The sequence below is a fragment of the Pseudomonas sp. GCEP-101 genome, from assembly GCF_025133575.1.
GTDB lineage: Bacteria > Pseudomonadota > Gammaproteobacteria > Pseudomonadales > Pseudomonadaceae > Pseudomonas > Pseudomonas nitroreducens_B.
On record NZ_CP104011.1, the window covers coordinates 1,643,325 to 1,670,279 of the forward strand.

The 26,955-nt window shown below is 67.1% G+C and carries 25 protein-coding genes; 9 read left to right on the forward strand and 16 right to left on the reverse strand.

Features of this window, described 5'->3' with window-relative positions; all coding sequences use genetic code 11:
* Positions 1-12: 12 nt before the first annotated feature.
* Positions 13-1,332: an MFS transporter gene (locus N0B71_RS07465; RefSeq protein ID WP_259758116.1), complete on the reverse strand. Its 1,320-nt coding sequence runs from the start codon at positions 1,330-1,332 to the stop codon at positions 13-15.
* 259 nt (positions 1,333-1,591) lie between these two features.
* On the opposite strand from N0B71_RS07465, the gene N0B71_RS07470 reads away from it, so the two are divergent.
* Entirely contained in the window at positions 1,592-1,996 is a 405-nt protein-coding gene (locus N0B71_RS07470; protein WP_090268397.1) for an acyl-CoA thioesterase, read from the forward strand.
* A 52-nt stretch (positions 1,997-2,048) separates the two neighbouring features.
* Here N0B71_RS07470 and betA read toward each other — a convergent pair whose 3' ends face one another.
* The 3 genes from betA to betI form a co-directional block, all read right to left on the reverse strand.
* On the reverse strand, positions 2,049-3,731 hold the full coding sequence (betA, locus tag N0B71_RS07475) for a choline dehydrogenase (protein ID WP_259758118.1): 1,683 nt from the start codon (positions 3,729-3,731) through the stop codon (positions 2,049-2,051).
* 128 nt (positions 3,732-3,859) lie between these two features.
* Positions 3,860-5,332: a betaine-aldehyde dehydrogenase gene (gene betB, locus N0B71_RS07480; RefSeq protein ID WP_259758119.1), complete on the reverse strand. Its 1,473-nt coding sequence runs from the start codon at positions 5,330-5,332 to the stop codon at positions 3,860-3,862.
* A gap of 46 nt (positions 5,333-5,378) precedes the next feature.
* A complete protein-coding gene (gene betI, locus N0B71_RS07485; protein WP_259758120.1) occupies positions 5,379-5,972 on the reverse strand; it encodes a transcriptional regulator BetI in 594 nt (197 codons plus the stop codon).
* A gap of 360 nt (positions 5,973-6,332) precedes the next feature.
* Here betI and N0B71_RS07490 point away from each other — a divergent pair, with 360 nt between their 5' ends.
* The 3 genes from N0B71_RS07490 to N0B71_RS07500 all read left to right on the forward strand — a co-directional run bounded on the left by N0B71_RS07490 (position 6,333) and on the right by N0B71_RS07500 (position 8,809).
* On the forward strand, positions 6,333-7,868 hold the full coding sequence (locus N0B71_RS07490) for a BCCT family transporter (protein WP_259758121.1): 1,536 nt from the start codon (positions 6,333-6,335) through the stop codon (positions 7,866-7,868).
* A gap of 217 nt (positions 7,869-8,085) precedes the next feature.
* Positions 8,086-8,646, forward strand: a complete 561-nt coding sequence (locus tag N0B71_RS07495) for an HdeD family acid-resistance protein (RefSeq protein ID WP_259758123.1) — start codon at positions 8,086-8,088, stop codon at positions 8,644-8,646.
* Positions 8,639-8,809, forward strand: coding sequence for a hypothetical protein (locus tag N0B71_RS07500; protein ID WP_259758124.1), 171 nt, complete (start codon positions 8,639-8,641; stop codon positions 8,807-8,809). Before N0B71_RS07495 ends, N0B71_RS07500 begins: the two co-directional genes overlap by 8 nt.
* Before the next feature lies 1 nt (position 8,810).
* On the opposite strand, the gene N0B71_RS07505 is transcribed toward N0B71_RS07500, so the two are convergent.
* Positions 8,811-10,022, reverse strand: a complete 1,212-nt coding sequence (locus N0B71_RS07505; protein ID WP_259758125.1) for a YeeE/YedE family protein — start codon at positions 10,020-10,022, stop codon at positions 8,811-8,813.
* Between the two features lie 303 nt (positions 10,023-10,325).
* Positions 10,326-11,780 carry a MocR-like pyridoxine biosynthesis transcription factor PdxR gene (gene pdxR, locus N0B71_RS07510; protein WP_259758127.1) on the reverse strand — a complete coding sequence of 485 codons (1,455 nt, stop codon included), beginning with the start codon at positions 11,778-11,780 and terminating at the stop codon, positions 10,326-10,328.
* Positions 11,781-11,897: 117 nt separating this feature from the next.
* Between pdxR and N0B71_RS07515 the strand changes: the two genes are divergently transcribed.
* The 3 genes from N0B71_RS07515 to N0B71_RS07525 all read left to right on the forward strand — a co-directional run bounded on the left by N0B71_RS07515 (position 11,898) and on the right by N0B71_RS07525 (position 14,033).
* Positions 11,898-12,347, forward strand: coding sequence for a GNAT family N-acetyltransferase (locus N0B71_RS07515; protein WP_259758128.1), 450 nt, complete (start codon positions 11,898-11,900; stop codon positions 12,345-12,347).
* Between the two features lie 12 nt (positions 12,348-12,359).
* The gene (locus N0B71_RS07520) at positions 12,360-13,040 is read left to right on the forward strand and encodes a GNAT family N-acetyltransferase (RefSeq protein ID WP_259758129.1); all 681 of its coding nucleotides are present in this window, start codon (positions 12,360-12,362) and stop codon (positions 13,038-13,040) included.
* Positions 13,041-13,121: 81 nt separating this feature from the next.
* The gene (locus N0B71_RS07525) at positions 13,122-14,033 is read left to right on the forward strand and encodes a D-hexose-6-phosphate mutarotase (protein WP_259758130.1); all 912 of its coding nucleotides are present in this window, start codon (positions 13,122-13,124) and stop codon (positions 14,031-14,033) included.
* A gap of 524 nt (positions 14,034-14,557) precedes the next feature.
* Here the strand turns inward: N0B71_RS07525 and N0B71_RS07530 are convergent.
* From N0B71_RS07530 to purE, 4 genes are all read right to left on the reverse strand, one after another.
* Complete coding sequence (locus N0B71_RS07530) at positions 14,558-15,100, reverse strand: DUF3299 domain-containing protein (protein ID WP_259758131.1); 543 nt, start codon at positions 15,098-15,100, stop codon at positions 14,558-14,560.
* A gap of 85 nt (positions 15,101-15,185) precedes the next feature.
* Positions 15,186-15,431 carry a GlsB/YeaQ/YmgE family stress response membrane protein gene (locus tag N0B71_RS07535; RefSeq protein ID WP_259758133.1) on the reverse strand — a complete coding sequence of 82 codons (246 nt, stop codon included), beginning with the start codon at positions 15,429-15,431 and terminating at the stop codon, positions 15,186-15,188.
* Between the two features lie 202 nt (positions 15,432-15,633).
* Positions 15,634-16,719 (reverse strand): 5-(carboxyamino)imidazole ribonucleotide synthase, encoded by a 1,086-nt coding sequence (locus tag N0B71_RS07540; RefSeq protein ID WP_259758134.1) that lies wholly within the window; start codon positions 16,717-16,719, stop codon positions 15,634-15,636.
* Between the two features lie 8 nt (positions 16,720-16,727).
* Positions 16,728-17,219: a 5-(carboxyamino)imidazole ribonucleotide mutase gene (gene purE / locus N0B71_RS07545; protein WP_017521570.1), complete on the reverse strand. Its 492-nt coding sequence runs from the start codon at positions 17,217-17,219 to the stop codon at positions 16,728-16,730.
* 329 nt (positions 17,220-17,548) lie between these two features.
* Between purE and adhP the strand changes: the two genes are divergently transcribed.
* Positions 17,549-18,583 (forward strand): alcohol dehydrogenase AdhP, encoded by a 1,035-nt coding sequence (gene adhP / locus N0B71_RS07550; protein WP_259758136.1) that lies wholly within the window; start codon positions 17,549-17,551, stop codon positions 18,581-18,583.
* Positions 18,584-18,921: 338 nt separating this feature from the next.
* Here adhP and N0B71_RS07555 read toward each other — a convergent pair whose 3' ends face one another.
* The 4 genes from N0B71_RS07555 to N0B71_RS07570 all read right to left on the reverse strand — a co-directional run bounded on the left by N0B71_RS07555 (position 18,922) and on the right by N0B71_RS07570 (position 24,093).
* Positions 18,922-21,348: a TonB-dependent siderophore receptor gene (locus tag N0B71_RS07555; protein ID WP_259758137.1), complete on the reverse strand. Its 2,427-nt coding sequence runs from the start codon at positions 21,346-21,348 to the stop codon at positions 18,922-18,924.
* A 115-nt stretch (positions 21,349-21,463) separates the two neighbouring features.
* Positions 21,464-22,468 carry a FecR family protein gene (locus N0B71_RS07560; protein WP_259758139.1) on the reverse strand — a complete coding sequence of 335 codons (1,005 nt, stop codon included), beginning with the start codon at positions 22,466-22,468 and terminating at the stop codon, positions 21,464-21,466.
* A complete protein-coding gene (locus N0B71_RS07565; protein ID WP_259758140.1) occupies positions 22,465-23,052 on the reverse strand; it encodes an RNA polymerase sigma factor in 588 nt (195 codons plus the stop codon). Before N0B71_RS07565 ends, N0B71_RS07560 begins: the two co-directional genes overlap by 4 nt.
* Positions 23,053-23,178: 126 nt before the next feature.
* Positions 23,179-24,093: a LysR substrate-binding domain-containing protein gene (locus N0B71_RS07570; RefSeq protein ID WP_259758141.1), complete on the reverse strand. Its 915-nt coding sequence runs from the start codon at positions 24,091-24,093 to the stop codon at positions 23,179-23,181.
* A 210-nt stretch (positions 24,094-24,303) separates the two neighbouring features.
* Between N0B71_RS07570 and N0B71_RS07575 the strand changes: the two genes are divergently transcribed.
* Positions 24,304-25,728, forward strand: a complete 1,425-nt coding sequence (locus N0B71_RS07575; protein WP_259758142.1) for an aspartate ammonia-lyase — start codon at positions 24,304-24,306, stop codon at positions 25,726-25,728.
* Between the two features lie 563 nt (positions 25,729-26,291).
* Here the strand turns inward: N0B71_RS07575 and N0B71_RS07580 are convergent.
* Both N0B71_RS07580 and N0B71_RS07585 read right to left on the reverse strand, forming a co-directional pair.
* Complete coding sequence (locus N0B71_RS07580) at positions 26,292-26,588, reverse strand: cell division protein ZapA (RefSeq protein WP_259758143.1); 297 nt, start codon at positions 26,586-26,588, stop codon at positions 26,292-26,294.
* Positions 26,585-26,815 carry a hypothetical protein gene (locus N0B71_RS07585; RefSeq protein ID WP_259758144.1) on the reverse strand — a complete coding sequence of 77 codons (231 nt, stop codon included), beginning with the start codon at positions 26,813-26,815 and terminating at the stop codon, positions 26,585-26,587. Before N0B71_RS07585 ends, N0B71_RS07580 begins: the two co-directional genes overlap by 4 nt.
* Positions 26,816-26,955: the final 140 nt, after the last annotated feature.

Here is a 26,955-nt window from a genome sequence, read left to right on the forward strand (position 1 = left end):
CTGTCCGGCCGATCAGTTTATGGCCATCCCCTGCCCTGCGAGCCGGCGTTCCTGGCGCAGCAGGTAGGTGCCGACCAACAGGCCCACCGCGCACAGCGCCACGACGTAGTAGGCCGGGCCGAGCGGGTCTTCCTTCATCAGCAGGGCAACCACCATGGGCGTCAGGCCGCCGAAGATGGCGTAGGCCAGGTTGTAGGAGAAGGACAGGCCGGTGAAACGCACCACCGCCGGGAAGGCGTTGACCATCACGTAGGGCACCGCGCCGATCACGCCGACACACAGGCCGGTGACCGCATACAGCGGGAACAGCCAGTCCGGATGGGCCTTCAGGCTGGTGTAGAAGGTCCAGGACACGATGCCGAGCAGGATGCTGCCCACTATAAAGGTGCGACCCGCGCCGAAACGGTCGGCGAGGCGGCCGGCCAGGATGCAACCGACGCTCAGGCAGACGATGGCCACGCTGTTGGCCTTCAGCGAGGTCGCCGCATCGAAGCCGTAGACAGTCTGCAGCACCGACGGGGTCATGAGGATCACCACCACGATGCCGGCGGACAGCACCCAGGTCAGCAGCATCGACAGTACAACGGCCGGGCGATGCTCACGAACCACCACGCCCAGCGGCACTTCCTCGGCCAGTTGCTTGCGCAGTTGCAGCTCGGCGAACACCGGCGTCTCGTGCAGCCAGCGGCGCAGGTAGACGGAGAACAGGCCGAAGATGCCGCCCAGCAGGAACGGGATACGCCAGGCGTAGCCCTGCACTTCCTCGGCGCTGTAAACACTGTTGATCAGGGTCGCCACCAGCGAACCGATCAGGATGCCCGCGGTCAGACCCGACGTGAGCGTGCCACAGGCATAGCCCACGTGGCGGTGCGGAACGTGCTCGGCGACGAACACCCAGGCGCCCGGCACTTCACCGCCGATGGCGGCGCCCTGGATGACGCGCAGCAGCAGAAGCGCCAGCGGCGCCCAGATGCCGATCTGCGCGTAGGTGGGCAAGAGGCCCATGATCAGCGTGGGCACCGCCATCAGGAAGATGCTCAGGGTGAACATCTTCTTGCGGCCGAGCAGGTCGCCAAAGTGCGCCATCACCACGCCCCCCAGCGGACGGGCCAGGTAACCGGCGGCGAACAGGCCGAAGGTCTGCAGCTGGCGCAGCCAGTCGGGCATGTCGGCAGGGAAGAACAGCTTGCCGACGACGGTGGCAAAGAACACGAAGATGATGAAGTCGTAGAACTCCAGGGCGCCGCCCAAGGCGGACAGCGAAAGAGTCTTGTAGTCGCTGCGGGTCAACGGACGTGACGCGGGCGCGGCAGGAGCGTTCACAGAAGGCATGGTGCTTGTTTTCTCTGCAGGCAAGGAGGCTGCGGCCGGCAGCCGCAGGTGCCGCACCATAGCAAATTGCGCAGAAGCGACACAGCGGCTGCGCCCGCGGGGATTTCTCGAAGTTCGGCGGTCGTCGCGCCGGTTCTCCCTCTATATAATGCGGGCAGGCCGATCAAAAGCTGTCCCAAGGCCTTGCGCCGGCAGGTGTCTTGGGAGAGTTTTTCCATCACCTCACCATGAGTACGCCGGGGGCAAGAGGCCCTTACCTATGATCGAGCTCGAACAAGAAGATCCTATCCCGCAGGGCGACCTGGCCTTGCAGATCACCGCCCTGCCGCGCGAGACCAACGGCTTTGGCGACATCTTCGGTGGCTGGCTGGTGGCGCAGATGGATCTCGCCGGAACCGCCATGGCCAGCCGCATTGCCGGTGGCCGCGTGGCCACGGTGGCCATCGACCGCATGGCCTTCCTGGTCCCGGTCGCAGTCGGCGCACAGCTCTCCTTCTATACCCAGACCCTGGAAGTCGGCCGCAGCTCGATCCGCATGCTGGTCGAGGTCTGGAGCGACGACCCGCTCTCCAGCGAATGGCGCAAGGTCACCGAGGCAGTGTTCGTCTTCGTGGCCATCGACGGCAGCGGCCGAACCCGCCCGGTTCCTCCGCGTCGTGGCTGATAAATGAAAACGCCGGCTCTCCTGCCGGCGTTTTCGTCTTCGCGTTTGCGAATCAGCGCAGCGGTTTTCCGCGCACCGGCGCACCTTCGGCCTTGTAGTAGGCCGCGGTGCTGCGTGGGAGTGCCGGGCGACCGCGCACCTTATCGGCAAGCTTCTCGGCCATCATGATGGTGGTGGCGTTGAGGTTGCCGGTGATGATCAGCGGCATGATCGACGCATCGATCACCCGCAGCCCTTGCATGCCGTGCACGCGGCCTTCGCCATCGACCACGGCCATGTCGTCCTCGCCCATCTTGCAGGAGCAGGACGGGTGGAACGCGGTTTCCGCATGTTCCCGCACGAACGCGTCGAGCTCGGCGTCGCTCTGCTTGTCCAACCCCGGGCTGATCTCGCGGCCGCGGTAAGGGTCCAGCGCCGGCTGGTTCATGATTTCGCGGGTGATCCGGATGGCGTCGCGGAACTCCTGCCAGTCCTGCTCGCAGGACATGTAGTTGAACAGGATGCTCGGATGCTTGCGCGGATCGCGGGAGGTCAGGTTGATCCGCCCGCGGCTGGGCGAGCGCATGGAGCCGACGTGGGCCTGGAAGCCGTGCTCGCTGACTGCGTTGCTGCCGTTGTAGTTAATGGCGACCGGCAGGAAGTGGTACTGAATGTTCGGCCACTCGAACTCCGGACGGCTGCGAATGAAACCGCCCGCCTCGAACTGGTTGCTCGCGCCCAGGCCGGTACCGAGGAACATCCACTCAGCACCGATCTGCGGCTGGTTCCACCATTGCAGTGCCGGGTACAGCGACACCGGCTGTTTGCAGGCGTACTGCAGGTACATCTCCAGGTGGTCCTGGAGGTTCTGGCCGACGCCGGGCAGGTCATGGACCACGTCGATGCCCAGGTCGCGCAGCAGCGATGCCGGGCCGACGCCGGAGCGTTGCAGCAGTTGCGGCGAGGCGATGGCGCCGGAGCACACCAGGACTTCGCGTCGGGCGCGGACTTCCTTCAGGGCGTTGTCGTTGCCATGCAGGTAGGTCGCCCCGATGGCGCGCTTGCCGCTGAACAGGATGCGGTCGGTCAGCGCGTGGGTGACGATGGTCAGGTTCGGCCGCTCGCGGGCCTGGTCCAGGTAGCCACGGGCGGTGCTGGCGCGGCGACCCTGCGGGGTGACGGTGCGGTCCATCGGACCGAAGCCTTCCTGCTGGTAGCCGTTGAGGTCCTCGGTACGCGGGAAGCCCGCCTGCACGCCGGCCTCGACCATGGCGTGGAACAGGGGGTTGTTGCCGGCCTTGGGCGTGGTGACGCTCACCGGGCCGTTGCCGCCGTGGTAGTCGTTGGGGCCGATGTCGCGGGTCTCGGCCTTGCGGAAGTACGGCAGGCAGTCGAGGTAGGTCCAGTCTTCCAGGCCCTTTTCCTGCGCCCAGCCGTCGAAGTCCATGGCGTTGCCGCGGATGTAACACATGCCGTTGATCAGCGAGGAGCCGCCCAGGCCCTTGCCGCGCCCGCACTCCATGCGGCGGTTGTTCATGTGCGGCTCGGGGTCGGTCACATAGGCCCAGTTGTAGCGGCGACCCTGCAGCGGGTACGCCAGCGCCGCCGGCATCTGCGTGCGGAAGTCGGCGCGGTAGTCCGGGCCGCCGGCCTCGAGCAGCAGCACGCTGACGTCGGCGTCCTCGGTCAGGCGGGTAGCCAGTACGTTACCGGCGGAACCGGCACCGATGATGATGTAGTCGTATTCCTGGGACATGCAGGCCTTCCTCTTTTTCAGGCACGACACCGCCCGCGACGCGTGCGCGCCGGTGTCTGCGTGTTGGGGATGGCCGGTGGTCAGGGAGTCATGCCTGCGACCGGCCTTTCATGGCTCGATCGCGGCGATCAGAACACCGAGGTGTAGTCGCCCAGCTCTACCTGTACGGATTTGATGCGAGTGTAGTGAGCCAGGGTGGTCAGGCCGTTCTCACGACCGACACCCGATTGCTTGTATCCGCCAACCGGCATCTCGGCCGGCGACTCGCCCCAGGTGTTGATCCAGCAGATGCCCGCTTCCAGGCGGTGGATCGCCCGGTGCGCGCGGGCCAGGTCCTGGGTCACGACGCCGGCGGCGAGGCCGTACTCGGTGTCGTTGGCGCGGCGGATAGCCTCGTCTTCGGTGTCGTAGACGAGGATGCTCATGACCGGCCCGAAGATTTCCTCGCGGACGATGGTCATGTCGTCCGTGCAGTCGGTGAACACGGTCGGCGCCACGTACGCGCCGTTTCCGAACTCGCCGTGGGTGACGCGCTCGCCGCCGCACAGCAGGCGGGCCTTCTGCTCCTTGCCGGACTCGATGTAGGAGAGAACGCTCTCCAGGTGCGGGAAGCTCACCAGCGGGCCGAAGTTGGTGGTTTCATCCTGCGGGTTGCCCAGGCGGATGCGCTTCACGCGCTCGAGCACCTTGGCCTCGAAGCGCGCCTGCAGGTTGCGCGGGATGAACACGCGGGTGCCGTTGGTGCACACCTGGCCGGAGCTGAAGAAGTTGGCCATGACGGCGATGTCGGCGGCGCGGTCGAGGTTGGCGTCCTCGAAGATGATCAGCGGCGATTTGCCGCCCAGCTCCATGGTGACGTCCTTGAGCGAGGAGCTCGACGCACTGGCCATGACCTTCTTGCCGGTGGAGGTGCCGCCGGTGAAGGAGATCTTCTCGATGACCGGGTGCTCGGTCAGCCACTGGCCGACTTCGCGGCCGCTGCCGGTGAGCACGTTGAACACGCCATCGGGCAGGCCGGCCTCGGTGTAGATCTCGGCGAGCTTCAGGGCGGTCAGCGGGGTGACTTCGCTGGGCTTGAAGATCATCGCGTTGCCGGCGGCCAGGGCCGGGGCGGATTTCCACAGGGCGATCTGGATCGGGTAGTTCCAGGCGCCGATGCCGGCAACCACGCCCAGCGGCTCGCGACGGGTGTAGACGAAGCTGGTTTCGCGCAGCGGGATCTGTTCGCCCTCGATGGCGGGCACCAGGCCGGCGTAGTACTCGAGCACGTCGGCGCCGGTGACGATGTCGACGAAGCGGGTCTCGGCCAGCGGCTTTCCGGTGTCGAGGGTTTCCAGTTCGGCGAGTTCGTCATTGCGCTCGCGGAGGATCTCCACGGCGCGACGCAGGATGCGCGAACGCTGCATGGCGGTCATCGCCGCCCAGACTTTCTGCCCTTGCACCGCCGCCTGCACGGCGCGCTCGACGTCGTCCTTGGAGGCACGCTGCACCTGGGCGAGGACTTCACCGTTGGCCGGATTGATGGTCTCGAAGGTGGCGCCACTGGTGGCTTCCACGTAGCGACCGCCAATGTAGAGCTTCTGTACTTCGAATCGAGCCATGGTGCAGGTGTCCTCTCTTATAGGTGTCAGCGCAAGGCTGCGCCCGCTATCCGGGGCGCTTGGCCAGTTGTTGGTCGAGATAGTCGTAGGCAATCGCCAACGCCTGCTCGGTGTCGAAGGCGTCGCCCGAAAGCGCGCCCCGCAGCCAGAGTCCGTCGATCAGCGCGGCCAGACCGCGCGCGGCGCTGCGGGCCTGGTCCAGCGGCAGTTCACGGCGGAACTGGCTGCACAGGTTCGAATACAGCCGGTGGTCGTTGATCCGCTGCAGGCGGCGCAACTGCGGCTGGTGCATGCTGCTGGCCCAGAACGCCAGCCAGGTCTTCATGGCCGGGCCGTTGACCTGGGAGCTGTCGAAGTTGCCGGCGATGATGGCCCGCAGATGCGAGCGCGGTTCGTCGTTGCGCAAGGTAGCGCGACGCTCGGCGACGGCCTTGCTCAAGGCCGACATCAAATGTCGCATCGTGGCGTCCAGCAGCCCGTTCTTGTCCTGGAAGTAATGGCTGATGATGCCGTTGGAGACCCCCGCCAGGCGGGCGATCAGGGCGATGCTGGCGTCACCCATGCCCACCTGGTCCACCGCCTCCAACGTGGCGTGGATCAACTGGGAACGGCGAATCGGCTGCATACCGACCTTGGGCATTTCGTTTCTCCTCTTCGCCTGGACGTACCTGTGCCGTCCGGCGAGTTGTGGGCCAGTCTATTTTGTTTTTATTGAACGTTCAATCAAGTAAGAATAAGCTGCGCTCCGTGAACCTCTCCGAGCCTTGTGTGCAAGCTGGCCCGAGCCGTTCATCGCCGCGCCATTTTCCAACCTTCAAGGATCGCAGAATCCAGCTGGGAAGTGTCGGGTGGCAATGCTGTGTCTGTGGTTTGCGGCCCGTCGCCGTGCCTTAGTCGCGCTCGCCGGCGGCCGCCATGCGTTCACTGTCATGGGGTCATCCTCCAAATGAGTACTGCTTCGCCAATAAAAACAAACGAGCAGGTACGTCTGAATCCGATCGTGTTCTACGGTTCCACCGTACTGATCCTGGTTCTGACCGCCGCCCTCATTCTCTTCCCCGATAGCGCCGGGGCTGTCCTGAACCGTACGCAGGCGTGGCTGTCGCACAGCTTCGGCTGGTACTACATGCTGGCCATCGGGAGCTATCTGTTCTTCGTCCTGTGGATCGCCTTCTCGCGCTACGGCCAGCTGAAGCTCGGCGCCGACCACGAGAAGCCCGACTTCAGCTACGGCGCCTGGGCCGGCATGCTGTTCTCCTCCGGCATCGGCATTTCGTTGCTGTACTTCGCTGCCTCCGAGCCCATCGACCACCTCTACCACCCGCCCGAAGGCGTGGCCGGCACGCCGCAGGCGGCTCGCCAGGCACTGCAGCTGACCTTCCTGCACTGGGGCGTGCACGGCTGGGCGATCTACGCACTGGTGGGCCTGGCCGTGGGCTACTTCGCCTACCGCCACCGCCAGCCGCTGGCCCTGCGCTCGGCCCTGCTGCCGATCCTCGGTGAGCGCTGGGTGAAGGGCGGCGCCGGCCATGCGGTGGACTGCTTCGGCATCTTCGTCACCCTGCTGGGCCTGGTGACCAACCTGGGCATCGGCGCGCTGCAGGTGTCCTCGGGCATCGAGTACCTGACCGGCATGGAGCATTCGAAGACCACTCTGCTGGTCGTGCTGCTGGTGATGAGCCTGGTGGCGACGCTGGCCGCGGTTTCCGGCATCGAGAAAGGCATCCGCCGGCTGTCCAACCTGAACATCGTGCTGTTCAGCTCGCTGCTGCTGTTCGTGCTGGTCTGCGGTTCCACCCTGGAGCTGCTCAACGGCTTCGTGCAGAACCTGGGCGATTACCTCAACGGCCTGGTGCTCAAGACCTTCGACCTCTACGTCTACACCGGCGGCGGCGCCGGCAAGAACGAAGAATGGCTGGGCCTGTGGACCCTGTTCTACTGGGCCTGGTGGATTTCCTGGGCGCCCTTCGTCGGCATGTTCATCGCCCGTATCTCCCGCGGCCGCACGGTGCGCGAACTGGTCATGGGCGTGCTGCTGATCCCGCTGGGCTTCACCCTCGCCTGGCTCTCGGTGTTCGGCAACAGCGCGGTGGACCTGGTGATGAACCAGGGTGCCGTCGACCTGGGCAAGGCCGCGCTGGAGCAGCCGTCGATGTCGATCTACCTGCTGCTGGAGCACTACCCCTTCGCCAAGATCGTGATCGGCATGTCGATCTTCGTCGGCTTCGTGCTGTTCCTCACCCCGGCGGACTCCGGCTCGGTGATGCTGGCCAACCTGTCGCGCCAGGGCGGCGACCTCGACGAAGACGCCCCGCACTGGCTGCGCATCCTCTGGTCGGTGGTGATCACCCTGGTGACCATCGGCTTGCTGTTCGCCGGCAACTTCACCGCCATGCAGACCGTCGTGGTGCTGGCCGGCCTGCCGTTCTCGGCGGTGCTGATCCTGTTCATGTTCGGCCTCTACAAGGCCATGAAGACCGATTACGAAGCGCTGCACGGCCATGCGCCGGCGCCAGCCCTGGCACCTGCTGCCTGATCTCCCCGGCGGCGTCGCCCGACGCCGTCAGCCTGCCCCGGCAGGCCCTTCAGCCCGGCTCTCGTGCCGGGCTTTCTTTTGCCCCGCGCCGGTGCGGGGACGCTCACCCGCCAGGGCCGGCCCCTCGGCCTGATGCAGACGCGCATGATCTCGCTCAAGCACCCACGAGCAGGCGGGGCTATGGTTGCAGCCATACCCCTTCGCGAGGACCGCCGCCATGTCGCAACACCCGCTCTGGCAAGCCCTGGGCCGCCACTGGAAATGGATCGCCCTGCGGGGCGTCGCCGCCGTGCTGTTCGGCATCCTGGCCATGGTCTGGCCGGGAATCGTGCTGACCGTGATGGTGCTGTTCTTCGGCGCCTACGCGTTCGTCGACGGCCTGTTCACCCTGATCGCCGCCGCGCAGATGCGCGAATCCGGGAGGCCGTTGTGGCCACTGGTGCTGGTGGGCCTGCTGGGGATCGCCGCCGGGCTGGTGGCCTTCTTCTGGCCGCAACTGACCGCGCTGGGCCTGTTGATGCTGATCGCCGGCTGGGCGCTGGTGATCGGTGTGCTGCAGATCATCACCGCGATCCGCCTGCGCAAGGCGCTGCAGAACGAATGGTGGCTGGGGCTTTCCGGCGCGGTGTCGGTGCTGTTCGGCGTGCTGATGATCGCCAACCCGGGAGCCGGCGCGCTCGCCGTGGCCTGGGTGATCGGCGCCTACGCGGTGTTCTTCGGCATCCTGCTGATCCTCCTCGCGCTGCGCCTGCGCAAGACCTCGACCTTCGATGCCTGAGGAGCGCGACTGGTGCCTGCTGCGCCTGGACGACAACGGTAACCGCTTCGTCATGCGCCGCCAGCTGACCCGCGCCGAGGCCGAGGCCCTGGCGCGGGACTACCAGGCCCGCGGCCACAAGCAGACGTATTGGGCAGAGCGGGCAGCGCCCCGCCCGACCTGATTCAGCAGCCGGTCAGGCGCGCTTCCACGCGCTCGGCGGGGAAGAAGAACGGTCGCAGGCGCACGCCCACCGCATTGCCGAAGAACGCCGCCACCAGCCACAGCCAGCCGTGCAGACTGCCGGACGCGATGCCGCTGAAGTACGCGCCGATGTTGCAGCCGTAGGCCAGGCGCGCGCCGTAGCCCAGCAGCAGGCCACCGATCACCGCCGCGATCAGCGAGCGCGCGGGAATCTTCAGGCTCGGCGCGAAGCGCCCGGCAAGGCCGGCGGCCAGCAGCGCGCCGATCATGATGCCGACGTCCATGACGCTGGTGACGTCCTGCCACACCGGCGCGGCCAGCGCCTTGGCGTTGGCCTCGGCCTGCCAGAAGGCCCAGTTGTGCACGGCGATGCCGAGGGTTTCCGCCGCCTTCGCGCCCCACAGGGCGAAGGCCGAGGTGACGCCCCACGGGCGCCCGGCCAACGCCAGGGTGGCGAAGTTCAGCAGCGCCAGCGCCACCGCGCCCCAGACCAGCGGCCAGGGCCCGCGGAAGAACCGGCCGACGCCCTTCTCGCCGTTGCTGGCGATCAGCTCCAGCACGCCATGGCGGCGGCGCTCCAGCACCACGCTGACCGCGGCGATGGCAGCGAACAGCGCCAGGCTCAGCGCCAGCGCCGGGAACAGGCCCAGGGACTGCACGACGGAGGTCGGCGGCAGGGACGGCAGGGCGAACCACCAACCGATGTGGTGCGTGGCGACGACCGAGCCGACGATGAAGAACAGCAGCGTCACCAGCATCCGCGCGTTGCCACCGCCCACGGTGAACAGCGTGCCGGAGGCACAGCCACCGCCCAGCTGCATGCCGATGCCGAAAATGAAGGCGCCGACGATGACCGAGGTGCCGGCCGGCGACACCAGCCCCTTCACCGGTTCGCCGAACAGGGTGCCGGCGGCCAGCGCCGGGAAGAACAGCAGCACCGCCAGCGCCAGCATCACCATCTGCGCGCGCAGGCCGGCACCACGGCGCTCGCGGAGGAACACGCGCCACGCGGAGGTGAAGCCGAAGGCCGCGTGATAGAGCGTCAGCCCCAGCGCGCCGCCGACCAGGAACAGCAGGGCCTGTCGGCCGCTCACTGCCTGCGCGAGGAACAGCGCCCCCGCCAGCAGCAGGAGGAAGGCAACCCAGGGCGCGGTGGACTTGCGCTCGGGGACGGTGGACAGGGCTAGGCTCATGGCGGCTCCGGGTGTTTTCGAGAGGGGCAACATTTTAGGGAGCCTAGTGTCTGACGCCAACTTCGTAAGGCAGCTAAGGAAATAGCTTTGGGTTACAAGCGACAGCGAGTTTGTCCCGACTCCGCGACCAAGGTTGAGTTCCTTACCCTCTCCCCGGCCCTGGCTACGCGCCCCGCTCCGAAGGGAGAGGGAGCCGTTCGGTGTTTAGCTGTGACTACGGCGCTTGCGGACGTTGTCAGAATGACCCGCTTGCAGAGGGCAGTCCCCTCTCCCTTCAGGGAGAGGGTTAGGCAGAGGGGCTCTTCATCTCCAGGCCTTGCGCAACGCCCTCAACGCCTCGGCAATCCGCGCCTCCGGCACGGCGGCGAAGCCCAGCACCAATCCGGCGCGTTCATCCGCCGGCTCGGCGGATTCCGGCAGCCAGTAATCGCTCAGGGCATTCACTTCCACGCCAACCGCCAAGGCGCGTTGCACCAACTCCAGTTCCCTTTCGCGGCTGTCGACGCGAACGCAGAGGTGCAAGCCTGCTTCCACCGCCGGCATCGGTGCGCAGCCGGCAATCTCCGGCCAGCCGCGCAGCAGCGCATCGCGACGGCTGCGGGCGGCGCGGCGCATGCGGCGGACGTGGCGCTGGAAATGCCCTTCGGCAATGAAGTCCGCCATCACCCGCTGGGTGCCCACCTCGGAATGGCGCACGTCCAGCGCGCGGCGGCGGGCGAAGGCCTGCGCCAGCGCCGGCGGGACGACCAGGTAGCCCAGGCGCAGCGCCGGGAAGGCGATCTTGCAGAAAGTGCCGACATAGAGCACGCGGTCATGCCGGTCCAGCGCCGCCAGCGGCATCAGGGGCGTCCCGCTGTAGCGGTACTCGCCGTCGTAGTCGTCCTCGACGATCCAGCCACCGTTGCGCTCGGCCCACTCCAGCAGCTCCAGGCGCCGCGCCAGCGACAGGGTGACGCCGGTGGGGTACTGGTGCGACGGGGTGACGTAGACCAGCCGGCAGTCCGGCAACTGCGCCAGCCGCGCCGTGCACAGCCCGTCGGCATCCACCGGCACGCCGTGCAGGCGCGCGCCCGCCGTGGCGAAGGCATGGCCGGCGGCGCGGTAGCCAGGGTTCTCGATGGCCGCACCGTCGCCCTCGGCCAGCAGCACCTGGGCGCACAGCGCGATGCCCTGCTGGGCGCCGCTGGTGATGATGACCTGGCCCGCGTCGCAGTGCAGGCCGCGGGAGCTGCGCAGATAGGCGGCGACCAGCTCGCGCAGGCGCTGCTCACCGGCCGGGTCGCCGTAGCCCAGGCAATCCAGTGGCGGGTCGCGCCAGAAGCGCGCCTGTAGCCGTGCCCAGGTATCGAAGGGGAACAGGTCGAACGCCGGCACCCCCACACGGAAAGCCCGTGGCGCGCCGGTGGGCGGCATCGGCAGATGATGCCGCGCGAGGCGTTCCAGGGACGGCGCGTCCGGGCTGCGCGCTGCACCGCGCAGTGTGTCCACGGCCGGCTGGACACGTTCCGCGACGTAGGTGCCGTCACCGGTACGGCCCTCGATGTAGCCCTCCGCATAGAGCTGCTCATAGGCGCGCACCACCGTATTGCGGGACACATTCAGCGACGCCGCCAGGTCGCGGCTGGCCGGCAGGCGCGAACGGGCCGCCAGGCGGCCATCGAGAATGCGCTCGCGCAATGCCTGGAACAGCTGCAGCCCGAGCGGGCGCGCTGGGTCGAGGCAGATACCGGACGGGTTGAAGGGCAACGGCACGCTCATGGCGTCAACTTCCAGGACAGCGACAATGGTTCCTTTGATTTCACCATGAATGGCTCTTTAGCAGAACCAATTCCCGACCTAGGCTGGAGGCATTCCAACGCACACAAGGTCGTCACCATGTCTTCCGCCGTCGAGATCCGCCCGATCACCGCTGCCGATCATGCCGCCTGGCTACCGCTCTGGCAGGGCTACCAGCGCTTCTACAAGACCACCATCGAGGAGGCCACCACGGCCGTCACCTGGCAGCGGTTCCTCGATGCCGCCGAACCGATGCACGCCGCCCTCGCCTGGCGCGACGGCGTCGCCATCGGCCTGGTGCACTTCATCTACCACCGCTCCTGCTGGACCCAGGGCGACTACGTCTACCTGCAGGACCTGTACGTCGCCGAAGGCCAGCGCGGCGGCGGCATCGGCGCGGCACTGATCGAGCACGTGTACGCCGACGCCCGCGCCAACGGCGCCTCGCGGGTGCACTGGCTGACCCACGAGAGCAATACCGACGCCATGTTCCTCTACGACCGGATCGCCGACCGTTCCGGGTTCGTCCAGTACCGCAAGATCTTCTGAGCCGGAGCGCCCATGAACGAGCAACCCCTGCTGAACTGGCACCCCGCCGCCAGCCCGGAACGCCGCACCCTCACCGGCCGCTACATCAACCTGGTGCCGCTGGACGCCGCCCTCCACGGCGACGACCTGTGGCAGGCGCTACAAGGGCGGGACTGCGACCCCGCGCTGTGGGACTACCTGCCCTATGGCCCCTTCCCCGAACGCGCGCCCTTCGACGCCTGGCTGGCGGGCAATGCGGCCAGCAACGACCCGCTGTTCTTCGCCGTTATCGACCGCGAGAGCGGCCGCGCGGTGGGCCTGCTCAGCTACCTGCGGATCTTCCCCAGGGACGGCAGCATCGAGATCGGCCACATCGCCTATGGCCGCGTGATGCAGCGCTCGCCGGCCTCCACCGAGGCGGTGTACCTGCTGGCCCGGTGGGCCTTCGAGATGCGCTACCGCCGCCTGGAATGGAAGTGCAACGCGCTCAACGCCCGCTCCATGCGCGCCGCCGAGCGCCTGGGCTTCGTCTACGAGGGCACCTTCCGCCAGGCCACCGTGGTCAAGGACCGCAACCGCGACACCGCCTGGTTCTCCATCATCGACAGCGAGTGGCCACGCTGCGAGCAAGCCTTCGAGGCCTGGCTGGGCGCCTCCAACTTCGATGGCCAGGGACGACAGCGGACGCAGCTGGCAGACCTGCGCCTGCGCTGATCTTTTCATTCTCCGGGAACTGCCTGCGACGCAAAGGATCGGTGATACTGAAACTTTCGCATCGCAGTCCCGGAGACCACCATGAGCAGCGATATCCAGACTCCCCGCGTCGAGCAGGTACAGATCGATCAACTGTCCTGCTGGCGCATCCACACCGCCCATGGTGAAGCCCTGATCGCCCAGCAGGGCGCGCAACTGCTGAGCTACCAACCCCACGAGCAGCCGCCGCTGGTGTGGCTGAGCGAGACGGCCGAATACCGCCACGGACAATCCGTGCGCGGCGGCGCACCGGTGTGCTGGCCCTGGTTCGGCGTGTTCGAACGCAACCCGGTGGACATCCGTACCGCCTACACCGGCGACAAGCCCCCGGCCCACGGCCTGGTGCGCGCGGTGGACTGGCAACTGGACGATATCGCCGACGAGCAGGGGCAACTGGCCGTGCACTTCAGCTTCGATGCCAGCAACGGCCTGCCCGGCTGGCCGCATTCGGCGCGGCTGGAGCTGGTGATGCGCTTCGGCGAGCGCCTGCGCCTGGAGATGACCACCCACAACCTGGGCGACAAACCGTTGCCGCTGACCCAGGCGCTGCACACCTATTTCGCCGTCAGCGACTGCCGCCAGGCCAGCATCGAAGGCCTGCAGGGCAATCGCTACCTGGACGCCATGGAGAACTGGGAAGAGCGCCAGCAGCACGGCGTGGTCCGCTTCACCGGCGAGACCGACCGCGTCTACCTGGACGTGGACAAGACCCTGGTGATCCACGATCCGCTGTGGGAGCGCGGCATCCACGTCAAGGGTGATGGCTCGCGCTCGGCGGTGGTGTGGAACCCGTGGATCGACAAGGCCGCGCGCCTGTCGCAGATGCCCGACGACGCCTGGACCGGGATGCTCTGCATCGAGACCGCACGGGTGATGGACGACGCCATGAGCGTGGCGCCGGGGCGCAGCGAGACGATGAGCGTGGAAATCTGGAGTGAGCCGCTGAGCCAGTAAACACTCGACGGCCCCAGGTGATGTAGGAGCGGACTCCGTCCGCGATTGAAAAGGTGCCAGGGCGGTTCGCGAGCAAGCTCGCTCCTACAGAGTGGCACTGGTGCGCTTTGCGTAGGAGCGAGCTTGCTCGCGAACCTGATGCCGTGCCGGCCTTGCGACGGATCGGGGACGGAGTTCGCTCCCACGAAAGCCCGCTCTTACAGGTCGCTCTCTTTCACCGAGCGCGCTTTGGCATCGTCAATGACGTCGGCCAGCCCCGTAGGGCGCAAAACGCGCCAGCGTTATCCGCCGCGGACGATCCGGCGCATAACCTGTTCCAGGTTATTTTCCCTACGTTCCGAGGCCTGCTACGGGTAGGACTCCGTCCGCGATTGAAAGGGTGCCAGCGCGGTTCGCGAGCAAGCTCGCTCCGACAGAGAGGTACCGGTGCGCTTTGCGTAGGAGCGAGCTTGCTCGCGAACCTGATGCCGTGCCGGTATTGCCGACGGATCGCGGACGGAGTCCGCTCCTACGAAAGCCCGCTCTTACAGGTCGCTCTCCTCCACCGGCCGCACCTTGGCGTCGTCGATGGCGTAGGCCGCGTCGGCCAGGTCGTTGCTGACCTTCTCGACCTTCAGGGTGCCGCTGACCCAGATCGGGCTGTAGATGTCGTCGATCCGGATGCCCTTGGGGTAGCGCACCAGCACGATCTGGTTCGGCGGCGGCGGCGGCACGTGGATGCAGGCGCCCGGGTAAGGCACCAGGAAGAATTCGGTGACGCGGCCCTTGGCGTCATTTTCCAGCGGCACCGGGTAACCGCCCAGGCGCAACGCCTTGCCGTTCAGCGCAGCGACGGTCTTGGTGGAATACATCACCTGCGGCAGCTTCTTGTCGGTCTGTTTCAGGCCGCCCTTGTTGGTGAAGGTGCCGTTGGCCTCGGGGCCGTTGTGGCTGATCTCCGGCATATCCTCCAGCGCCTTGCGGTCGCTGGGCGGCATCAGGGACAGCCAGTCGGTTTCGGGGAGTTCGGCGGCGGAGGCCAGGGAAGTCAGCAGTATCAGACAGCAGGCGAGCAGTGGTCGGCGCATCGTGGACTCGAAGGGCCCGGTCGGGCACAGGCGGTAAGGGCTTCCTGCGCCCTCCCCCGTGGCGGGAGAGGGGCGGAAATCACCGTCAATTCTTCTTGATCAGCCCGTAAATGACCAGCAGCACGATGGCGCCGATCACCGCGCCGATGAAACCTGCCGCCTGCCCGGCCGCGTAGATGCCCAGCGCCTGGCCGCCGTAGGTGGCCAGCAGCGAGCCGCCGATGCCGATCAGGATGGTCATGATCCAGCCCATGCTGTCATCGCCCGGCTTGATGAAGCGCGCGATGAGTCCGACGATCAGGCCAATGACGATGGTTCCGATGAAGCCCATGACAGTCCCTCCTTGTGGGTTGAGCGCGGTAAGTGCGCGCCTGTCATGGGACAGTGTAGGAAACGCCAGCGTTCCGTGTATCGCCGCGATCCAGAGCGACCGGGCGTGTTTCGCGGGCCTTACAGGGCCGTTGCTGCGCCCATGAAAAAAGCCGCGTCAGTGAATGACGCGGCTTTCATCGGTCGCCTCGATCGTCCCGCCGTCAGGCCTTGGCGATCAGTGCCTCGACCTCGGCGATGCGCGCCTTCAGGGTCGGCAGGTCGGCGCTGCGCAGGGTGGCATGACCGACCTTGCGCCCGGCCTTGAAGGCCTTGCCGTAGTGGTGCAGGTGGCAGTCGGCGACGTTCAGCACCTCGGCCACCGGCGGTACTTCGCCGATGAAGTTGAGCATGGCGCTCTCGCCGACTTTGGCGGTCGAGCCCAGCGGCAGGCCGGCGATGGCCCGTACGTGGTTCTCGAACTGGCTGCACTCGGCGCCTTCGATGGTCCAGTGACCGGAGTTGTGCACCCGCGGGGCGATCTCGTTGGCCTTCAGGCCGCCGTCGACCTCGAAGAATTCGAAGGCCAGCACGCCGACATAGTCCAGCTTGTCCAGCACGCGGCCGACGTAGTCCTCGGCCAGCGCCTGCAACGGGTGGTCGGTGCTCGCCACGGAAAGGCGCAGGATGCCGTTCTCGTGGGTGTTGTGCACCAGCGGGTAGAAGCGCGTCTCGCCATCGCGGGCGCGCACCGCCACCAGCGACACTTCGCCGGTGAAGGGCACGAAGCCTTCGAGGATGCAGGGCACGCTGCCCAGTTCGGCGAAGGCGCCGCTGACGTCCTCGGCCTTGCGCAGGACCTTCTGGCCCTTGCCGTCGTAGCCCAGGGTGCGGGTCTTCATCACCGCCGGCAGGCCGATGCTGGCCACCGCGGCGTCGAGGTCGGCCTGGGACTGCACGTCGGCGAAGGCCGGGGTCGGGATGCCCAGGTCCTTGAACATGGACTTCTCGAACCAGCGGTCGCGGGCGATGCGCAGCGACTCGGCGTTCGGGTAGACCGGCACGAACTGCGAGAGGAAGGCCACGGTCTCGGCCGGCACGCTCTCGAATTCGAAGGTCACCAGGTCGACTTCATCGGCCAGCTGGCGCAGATGGTCCTGGTCGCTGTAGTCAGCGCGGATGTGCTCGCCCAGGGCTTGCGCGCAGGCGTCCGGCGCCGGGTCGAGGAAGGCGAAGTTCATGCCCAGCGGAGTGCCCGCCAGGGACAGCATGCGGCCCAGCTGGCCGCCACCGATGACACCGATCTTCATGGTCGTACTCAGGCCTCGCGCGGATCGGGATTGTCCAGCACCGTCTCGGTCTGGGTGGCGCGGAATTGCTTCAGCGCCTCGTGGTACTGGGGATACTTGGCGCCCAGGATGCTGGCGGACAGCAGGGCGGCGTTGGTCGCGCCGGCCTTGCCGATGGCCAGGGTGGCGACCGGCACGCCCGCGGGCATCTGCACGATGGAGAGCAGCGAATCGACGCCCGAGAGCATGGAAGACTGCACCGGCACGCCGAGCACCGGCAGGTGGGTCTTGGCGGCGCACATGCCCGGCAGGTGGGCGGCACCGCCGGCGCCGGCGATGATCACTTCGATGCCACGGCCATCGGCCTCTTCGGCGTACTGGAAGAGCAGATCCGGCGTGCGGTGGGCGGACACCACCTTCACTTCGTACGGAATGCCGAGCTTGTCCAGCATGTCTGCGGTGTGGCTCAGGGTGCTCCAGTCGGATTTCGACCCCATGATCACGCCAACCAGTGCGCTCATCGTCGTGCCTCTCTCAAGTGCGCTCTTGGGCGCGTCAGAAACCAACAAGCCACGACTCCGTGAGGGCGTGGCTTGTACGTGGCCAAACCGGCGGGCAGTGCCGGCTTGAAGGCGGCGCAGTATACCGCAAAGACCGTGGCGCAGTGCACTGGGCATGACCGTTGGTCCCGAATTCGTCATTCCGGCACCGACACGCCCGACGACGGCTTCGGAATCGACCTCGGAAAAGCTTGCCTCAGCTCAAGATGGCCTAGGCTCAGAGGCTCAGACTCGTCTGACACGAACCTGCCCGGACGGGCAGGTCCCTCACCCTTCAAGGAGCGAGCGCAATGTCCACGACCCTGCCCACGACCATGAAAGCCGCCGTCGTCCACGCCTTTGGCGCGCCACTGCGGATCGAGGAAGTCAAAGTCCCCCTGCCCGGCCCCGGGCAGATCCTGGTGAAGATCGAAGCCTCCGGCGTCTGCCACACCGACCTGCACGCCGCCGAAGGCGACTGGCCGGTGAAGCCGAGCCTGCCGTTCATTCCCGGCCATGAGGGCGTCGGTTTCGTCGCCGCCGTCGGCGCCGGCGTCACCCGCGTGAAGGAAGGCGACCGCGTCGGCGTGCCCTGGCTGTATACCGCCTGCGGCTGCTGCGAGCACTGCCTGACCGGCTGGGAAACCCTCTGCGAAAGCCAGCAGAACACCGGCTACTCGGTGAACGGCGGCTACGCCGAATACGTGCTGGCGGACCCGAACTACGTGGGGATATTGCCCAAGGACGTCGGCTTCCTGGAAATCGCGCCGATCCTCTGCGCGGGCGTCACCGTCTACAAGGGCCTGAAGGAAACCGGCGCGCGCCCTGGCCAGTGGGTGGCGATCTCCGGCATCGGCGGCCTGGGCCACGTCGCGGTGCAGTACGCCAAAGCCATGGGCCTGCACGTGGTGGCGGTGGACGTGGATGACGCCAAGCTGGAGCTGGCCCGGCGCCTGGGCGCCAGCCTGACCATCAACGCGAAGACGCAAGACCCGGTCGAGGTGGTGCAGCGCGATATCGGCGGGGCCCACGGCGTGCTGGTCACGGCGGTATCCAACAGCGCCTTCGGCCAGGGCATCGGCATGGCCCGTCGCGGCGGCACCGTGTCGCTGGTCGGCCTGCCGCCGGGCGACTTCCCCACGCCGATCTTCGACGTGGTGCTCAAGGGCCTGCACATCACCGGCTCCATCGTCGGCACCCGCGCCGATCTGCAGGAAGCCCTGGACTTCGCCGGCGAGGGCCTGGTGAAGGCCACCGTGTCCTCCGGCAAGCTGGATGACATCAACGCCATCCTCGACCGCATGCGCGCCGGGCAGATCGAAGGGCGGGTGGTGGTGGAGATGTAAGCCAAGCCCCGGTGCTTCTGTAGGAGCGAGCTTGCTCGCGAAGCGGACTCATCGAGGCACGCTGACGATCAACAGCCCCTCTCCCTAACCCTCTCCCGCAAGCGGGAGAGGGGACCGTACGGTGCGGGGTGAAACCTTGGCGTCAGCCGGTATCTCCTGTAGGAGCGGGCCATGCCCGCGAACGCGCCCATCGGGCGCTCCCGCACCGCTATCTGCTGCATGGGTATCGCTTCGCTCCACCCATCTTTCAAAGGCCGCCCTGTAGGAGCGGACTCCGTCCGCGATACGCCTGAATGCCGGCCTGCCGGCCGGATCGCGGATGAATCCGCTCCTACCAATCAGAACTCCACCGTGGTGGACAACTCGAGCTGCCGCGGCTCGCCCACGGCCACGTAGAGGTTGTTCGCCGCCGACGGGTAGTAGGTGCGGTCGAACAGGTTCTTCACGTTGAACTGGAAGCCGACCTTGTGCCCGCCCAGCTGGGTGTCATAGCTGGCGAAGGCGTCGGCCACGGTGTAGGACGGCAGCTCGAAGGAGTTGGCCGGGTCGCCCGCGCGCTTGCCCACGTAGCGGGCGCCGCCGCCCAGGCGCAGGTCGTCGCCGCCGAGCAGCGAGCCGGCGTCGTACACCGCCGTCAGCGAGGCAGTTTCCTTGGCCACGTTCTGCAGGCGGTTGCCTTCCAGCTCCGGGTCCTCGGTCACTTGCGCATCCAGCCAGGCGTAGCTGCCCAGCAGGCTCCAGCGGTCGGTCAGTTGGCCGGTGACATCCAGCTCGGCGCCGTAGGAGCGCACCTTGCCGGCAGTGCTGACGCGGCTGTCGCCGTTGGCGTCGAGCTGGGTGACCATCACGTTGCGCTTGCGGATGTCGAACAGCGCCAGGTTGGCGGTCACGCGGCCGGGAATGTCGAGCTTGCCGCCGATCTCCCAGGACGAGGCCTGCTCAGGCTGGATCGCCGAGTCGATCACCTCGCCGGTGGAGAGCGGCGCGATGGTGGAGTTGGGCTTGAACGACTGGGTGTAGCTGCCGTAGAGCGAGAACTCGTCGTTGACCTTGTAGACCACGCCCGCGCGCGGCACCCACTTCTGCCCGCTGATGTCGGTGTTGGCCTTGAACGGCCGGCCGCGCCCGGCGTACTGGTCGTACATCTGGTAGCGCCCGCCGGCCACCAGGATCCAGTGCTCGTCCAGGTGCCAGGAGTCCTGCAGGAACAGCGAGTCGCTGCGCAGCTTGTCGGTCTGGTCACTGTCGGCGGCGCTGACGCGGGTGGCCGGGGAAATCTGCCCGTAGACCGGATCGAGGTAGTTGAAGGTGGTGTTCTTGGTGTCACGGATCAGGTCGGCGCGGTAGATCTTGCGCTTCTCGCTGTCGATGCCGACCACCAGCTCATGGCGGAAGCCGCCCAGCTGCAGGTCGCCGTTCAGGCCGGCGGTGGCGAAGCTGTCGCTGCTCACCGCGCCGTGGGTGCCGTCGACGCGGCGGGTCAGGGTGCCATTGCTGTTGACCTTGGTGATGCGCGCCTGGTTGTCGTCGTAGGTTTCGCGGGTCCAGCCGTAGGCGAAGTGCGCCCTCCAGGCATCGTCGAGGCGATGCTCGATGTCCAGGCGGCTGAGGTCGGAGCGGCCTTCGGTGATGTTGAACGGCTCGTCCAGGCGGCGCGTGCGCGGGATGTCCAGTGGCTTGTTGGTGCGCGGGTCGATGGCGGTGCCGCGGTCGAACGGCGTCTTGAACTCGCGATGCTCGTAGCTGAGTTTGACCGTGGTGTCCTCGCCGAACCAGGCCAGGGACGGCGCGACGAGGGTTTCGCGCTGCTGGCCGAAGTTGCGCCAGTAGTTCTCGTCCTGGTGATCGACGATCAGCCGGTAGGCCAGGTTGCTCTCGCCCAGCGCGCCGGTGCTGTCGATCTGCGCGCCGCTGCCCTGCTTGCCATGGGCGAAGGTCGAGCCGCGCAGGGTGAGCGCGTTGTACTGCTGCAACTGCGGCTTCTTGCTGACCACGTTGACCACCCCGCCCGGGTCCTGGATGCCGTAGAGCAGCGAGGCCGGGCCCTTGAGCACTTCGACATGGTCGGCGGTGGCGGTCAGGTTGCGGCCCAGCACCGAGGGTAGGCCGTCGCGCATGATCGAGCCGTCGCGGTTGTCGCCGAAGCCGCGCTTCATCACCGCGTCCTGGGTGCCGCCGAGGGTGTTGGCCTGGGTCACGCCGCTGATGTTGCCCAGCGCGTCGTCGAGGTTGCGCGGCATCTGGTCGCGCAGCGCCTGGGCCGGGACGGTGACGATGCTTTGCGGGGTTTCCAGCACCGGCGTGTCGGTGCGGCCGACGGAGGCGACCGGCGCCGGCTGGTAGCCGGTGGGCTCGGCCTGGCCGGTGACCGTGGTGTCGGTGAGGCTCAGGGTGTCGTCGGGCAGGCGTTCCAGCGTGAGGGTGCGGCCGTCGAGGACGCGGAACCGGTAGCCGGAACCGGCCAGCAGACGGTTCAGCGCATCGCTGGCGCTGAACTGCCCGGAAAGCGCGGGGCTAGCAAGGTCGTAGGGCGCCTCGTCGGTGTAGGCCACGCTCAGGCCGGTCACCCGGCTGAACGCGCTGAGCGCCTGGGGCAGCGGCTGCGCCGCGATGGCGAAGCCGAATTGCGCCTGCGGCGCGGAATGGGCGGCCGCCTCCTGCGCCAATACGGCCGGCGCCTGCGCGGCAGCCAGGGCGGCGCCAAGAACAAAGGCGGCAAGCGGTTTCAGGGACAGTTCGGGGGCAGCGCGGCGCAACGGGGTCATCGGGGGCTCACTTGCTCGACAGGTCGATTCCATATGCGAATAAATCGCATTCATGACCACTACACGGAGCAGCCGCCTCGATACCTCACGGTTTTTTCGAAAATATTTTCAATGCTCAGCGGATCAGCACGAAACGCCCGAGCAACGCCTGCTGACGGAAACCGACCACGGCCTGCAGCGAATCCAGTGCCGCCTGCGGGTCGGCGCTACGGAAGCTGCCAGTCACCCGGCGCTGCGCCAGTGCGTTGTCGAGCAATACGAGGCGGCCGGGGTAGTAGGTACCCAGGCGTTCCAGCACTTCACCCAGCGGCGCGCGGTAGAAGGTCAGCCAGCCCTGGCGCCAAGCCAGCGTGGCCTGTGCATCCGCGGGTTGGGCGTCGCCCAGCCGGGCGCCGTCGATACCGACGCGTTCGCCCGCGCCCAGCACCACTTCCGGCGCGCCGGCCGCGCGGTTGCCGCGCACCGCGACGCGCCCTTCGGCGACGGTGACGCGGGTCTGCTCGCCCAGGCGGCGGACTTCGAATTCGGTGCCCAGCACCCGTGCTTCGGCCTCGCCGGCACGTACGACGAAAGGGGTGGGCAGATGCTTCACGGCGAAGAACGCGGCCCCGCGCAGCAGATCGACGCGGCGCTGCTCGCCCTCCAGGGACACGGCCACGGCGCTGTCGGCATCCAGCGTCAGGCGCGAGCCGTCGGCCAGGGCGATCTCCCGCACTTCGCCCGGCGCACTGACGTAGTCGGCGGACAGGTCGGTGAGCCAGTGGCCCGGCGACCACCAGCCGCCGGCCCAGAGCGTCACCAGCAGGCAGGCGGCGCTGGCCAGCGGATAGCTCCAGCGTCGGTGATTGCTTTGGGCGCGGCGGGTCGCGGGGCGATCCATCTGCGCCAGGTAGGCGTTCAAGGCATCGCCCTCCTGCGCGGCCAGGCGTTGCGCCGGCGCGGCGCTGGCCTGCCACAGCGCATCGACCTCGGCATAGGCGCGAGCATGTTGCGGGTCTGCCGCCAGCCACGCCTGGAACGCCGCCAGCCACGCTTCGCCGTTACGGTCCTGCAAACGCAGCAGCCACTGGCGTGCCTGACGCTGGGCGTCCTCGGGCGAGGGGGCGATGTCGGGCTTCATCGGTCGGCGGCTCCACGGCGAGTGGCCGGCGCGGCGGCCGTCAGGCTCGCCTTGCAGGCATCGAGGGCGCGCATCATATGTTTTTCCACCGCGCTCCGGGAAAGTCCCATGGCCGTGGCGATTTCGCCGTAGGTGCGGCCGTGCACGCGGCTGAGCAGGAAGATATGACGGGTGCGCTCGGGCAACTGGCGCAGGGCGTCTTCGATCAGGTCCAGCTCGGCGCCAGCCTGCACCGCCTGTTCCGGCGACGGCTGCGCGGCGTCGTCATCGGGCAGCAGCGCGCTCAGGGTGCGGCCGCGCGAATCCTCGCCGCGCAGGTGGTCGATGGCCAGGTTGCGCGCGCTGCGCAGCAGGTAGCTGCCGAGTTCTTCCACCGGCGCCTGGGGGCGCTTCCAGAAGCGCAGGAACAGCTCCTGCACCAGGTCCGCCGCCGTGGCGCGGCAGCCGACGCGGCGCTGCACCAGGGCTTCCATGCGCGGGCGCTGGGAGAGGAACACCCGCAGGAAATCCTCGCGCGGCAGCGCCTCGGCGGACGCGGGGGCGTCTGCCGAGCGGGAGTCGGCCGGGTGCTCGGGATGGGACATGGTCGGGTGCAGGCTCGCCAGCGGTCCGCGCCGACGCCGGCGCGAGGGGAAGACCCTGGAAAGCCGCAAATGATAATGCTTATCAAATAAACGGAACAGCCCCGATCGTCCGCCGCCCGCAGCGGATCAGGGCGTCTCGTCCAGCCCCAGGCCGCCTTCGAGCTTGCGCCACAGCAGCCGAATCTGCGCCTTGCGCACCAGGGCGCAGCGGTACAGGCGGATTTCCTGCGGGACGATCCAGTGCGGGCCGCCGCACAGCGCCAGCTCGCCGCGGGCCAGCTCGGACTCCATGCTCAGGCGCGGCACCCAGGCCACGCCCATGCCCTGCAGCGCCATGCTCTTGAGGCTGTCGGCCATCGCCGTTTCATAGACGGTGGTGTAGCGCAGGTTGCGCTGGCGCAGCAGCAGGTTCACCCCGCGACCGAGGAAGGCGCCGGCGCTGTAGGCCAGCAGCGGCACGCTCTGGCCGCTGTCGAGGTCGTAGAGCGGCACGCCGGCGGAGTTCACCGCGCATACCGGCAGCATCTCGGTGCGGCCCAGGTGCAGCGAGGGGAAGACGTCCGGGTCCATCTGCAGGGCCGCGTCCGGGTCATAGAAGGCCATCATCAGGTCGCAACCGCCTTCGCGCAGCAGGTGCACCGCCTCGCCGACGTTGGTCGCCACCAGGCGGCTGGCAATGTTCAGGCCCTCGGAGCGCAGGCGCGCGATCCACGCCGGGAAGAAGCCCAGCGCCAGGGAGTGCGCGGCGGCGAACTGCAGCACCTCGCCCTGCCCGCCCTCCAGGTGATGCAGGTGGCGCACCACCTGGCCGAGCTGTTCGACCACCGCGCGGGCGGTGACCAGGAACAGCTGGCCGGCCTCGGTCAACTCGATGGGCGTGCGCTGGCGATTCACCAGGGTCAGACCCAGGGCGTCTTCCAGGCTGCGGATGCGCCGGCTGAAGGCGGGCTGGGTGACGAAGCGCTTTTCAGCGGCCTGGGAAAAACTGCGGGTGGTGGCCAGGGTGCTGAAGTCTTCCAGCCATTTGGTTTCGAGGTTCACATCCACTCCAACGCTCGAGGCGCTGATCGATTGGTCAGGAGCCGGGCGCGCGTAACACAGTCACACGCTCGCCGTCATCTATTCGTCACAGGGTACATTATGCCGTTCGTGCATGAGACAGCCTTTAACAGCATTGGCCGACGAAAGGCGAAATCCTTAGTCTACCGGGCATCGCGGCACTGGCCGTGTTCCTTTGAGACAATCTCTGTCATGTCCCCTGTTGCATCGTTCCGCATCGAGAAAGACCTCCTCGGCACCCTCGAAGTACCTTCTGACGCCTACTACGGCATTCAGACCCTGCGCGCTGTGAACAACTTCCGCCTCTCGGGCGTGCCGCTGTCGCACTACCCGAAACTGGTCGTAGCCCTGGCGATGGTCAAGCAGGCGGCTGCCGATGCCAACCACAAGCTCGGCCACCTGCCGGCGGACAAGCACGCCGCCATCAGCGAAGCCTGTGCCCGTCTGATCCGTGGCGACTTCCACGACCAGTTCGTGGTGGACATGATCCAGGGTGGCGCTGGCACCTCGACCAACATGAACGCGAACGAAGTCATCGCGAACATCGCGCTCGAAGCCATGGGCCACGCCAAGGGTGAGTACAAGTACCTGCACCCGAACAACGACGTGAACATGGCGCAGTCGACCAACGACGCCTACCCGACCGCCATCCGCCTGGGCCTGCTGCTGGGTCACGACACCCTGCTGGCCAGCCTCGACAGCCTGATCCAGGCCTTCGCCGCCAAGGGCGTCGAGTTCGCCGGCGTACTGAAGATGGGCCGTACCCAGCTGCAGGACGCGGTGCCGATGACCCTCGGCCAGGAATTCCACGCCTTCGCCACCACCCTGGGCGAAGACCTCGACCGCCTGCGTCGCCTGGCGCCGGAACTGCTGACCGAAGTGAACCTGGGCGGCACCGCGATCGGCACCGGCATCAACGCCGACCCCGGCTACCAGAAGCTGGCCGTCGAGCGCCTGGCTGAAATCAGCGGCCAGCCGGTCGTCCCGGCCGCCGACCTGATCGAAGCCACCTCCGACATGGGCGCCTTCGTGCTGTTCTCCGGCATGCTCAAGCGCACCGCGGTCAAGCTGTCGAAGATCTGCAACGACCTGCGCCTGCTGTCCAGCGGCCCGCGCACCGGCATCAACGAGATCAACCTGCCGCCGCGTCAGCCGGGCAGCTCGATCATGCCGGGCAAGGTCAACCCGGTGATCCCGGAGGCGGTGAACATGTGCGCCTTCGAAATCATGGGCAACGACCTGGCGCTGACCATCGCGGCCGAAGGCGGCCAGCTGCAGCTCAACGTGATGGAGCCGCTGATCGCCTACAAGATCTTCGACTCGATCCGCCTGCTCCAGCGCGCCATGGACATGCTGCGCGAGCATTGCATCACCGGCATCACCGCCAACGTCGAGCGCTGCCACCAGCTGGTGGAGCACAGCATCGGCCTGGTCACCGCGCTGAACCCGTACATCGGCTACGAGAACTCCACCCGCATCGCCAAGATCGCGCTGGAAACCGGCCGCGGCGTACTGGAACTGGTTCGCGAGGAACAACTGCTGGACGAAGCCACCCTGGCCGACATCCTGCTGCCGGAAAACATGATCGCCCCGCGCCTGATTCCGCTGCGCGCCTGATCATCCGCCCGGCGCGAGCCGGGCACGTCTCACCGGTTGAGGGGGAGTATTCCTCCCTCACCTTTCAGGGATTGGTTACCCCCGATCCCTTCTTTTATGCCCGGCGCGGCGGACCTGTCCGAAGCGCCACGTCTCACCGGTTGAGGGGCCCTTGGGCCCACTCTCCTTTAGAAGGGACACCGCTTACCCCGGTGTCCCCTTTTTTTTGCCTGGGATTTGGGTACGTCCAGATAGTGGACGTCCTCCCTGAATATTTCTGAGCTCGGATCGGCCCTCACCCTAACCCTCTCCCAGAGGGAGAGGGGACCGTTCGGCGCAGATGAAACCATGGCGTCAGCCGGCACAATCGGCTCCCTCTCCCTCCGGGAGAGGGCTTGGGTGAGGGGAAGCGCAGGCACGGACTCCCCGGCGACAAGACGACAGCGACTCAGGCCAGCAACCAGCTGTAGGAGCGAGCTTGCTCGCGAACTCTATCGCCTGCGGCAATACCGGTGCAGGGGAGGTTCGCGAGCAATAACGAGGGCGTCCCCCTCGCTCCTACGAAAAGCAGAGACGCGCGGGGATCAATCCTGCCGTTGCAGGTGATCGAGAATCCGGCGGTTGAGAGCGGCGATACGCTCCACGGCGTCCGCCTCGTCGCACTCCTCGCCCTGCGCGCCGAGCTGGCGGGCGCAGAGGTTGAGCGCGGAGAGCACCATCAGTTCGTTGCTGGTGACGTAGGGGAATTTCTTCTTGCTGGCGGTGATTTCCGCCTGCAACAGCGCGGCCGCGTCCTGCAACCGGCGTTCTTCACCGGCCGGCGCCCGGACGCTGTATTCGCGCCCGAGAATGCGCAGGACGCGGACGCCGTCGCCACTCATGCGTGGGCGCGGCTGTCGCTGACGCGGCGGATCAGCGCCTGCAGGCGGGTGGCCGTGGCGTTGTGCTTCTCTTCCTGTTCCATCAGGGCCAGCTGCAGGCTGTCGTTTTCCTCACGGGCCTTGAGCAGCTCTTCACGCACGGCGGCGTTGTCCTGCACCAGCACGTCGTTCTGTTGCAGCAGTTCGGCGACCAGCTGTTCAAGTTGTTCGAGGGTGGAATCGAGCATGGGAGCCTCCGCAAAGCCTTTCAAAGGGTGCGGAGGATAAAGAAAGGGGCGCGGCGGGGCCAGCAGAAACGGGAATCTTCTGACAAGCCGTATGCTGTCAATTCAATAGCTTACGAGACAATTCTCGTGTTATTTCAATT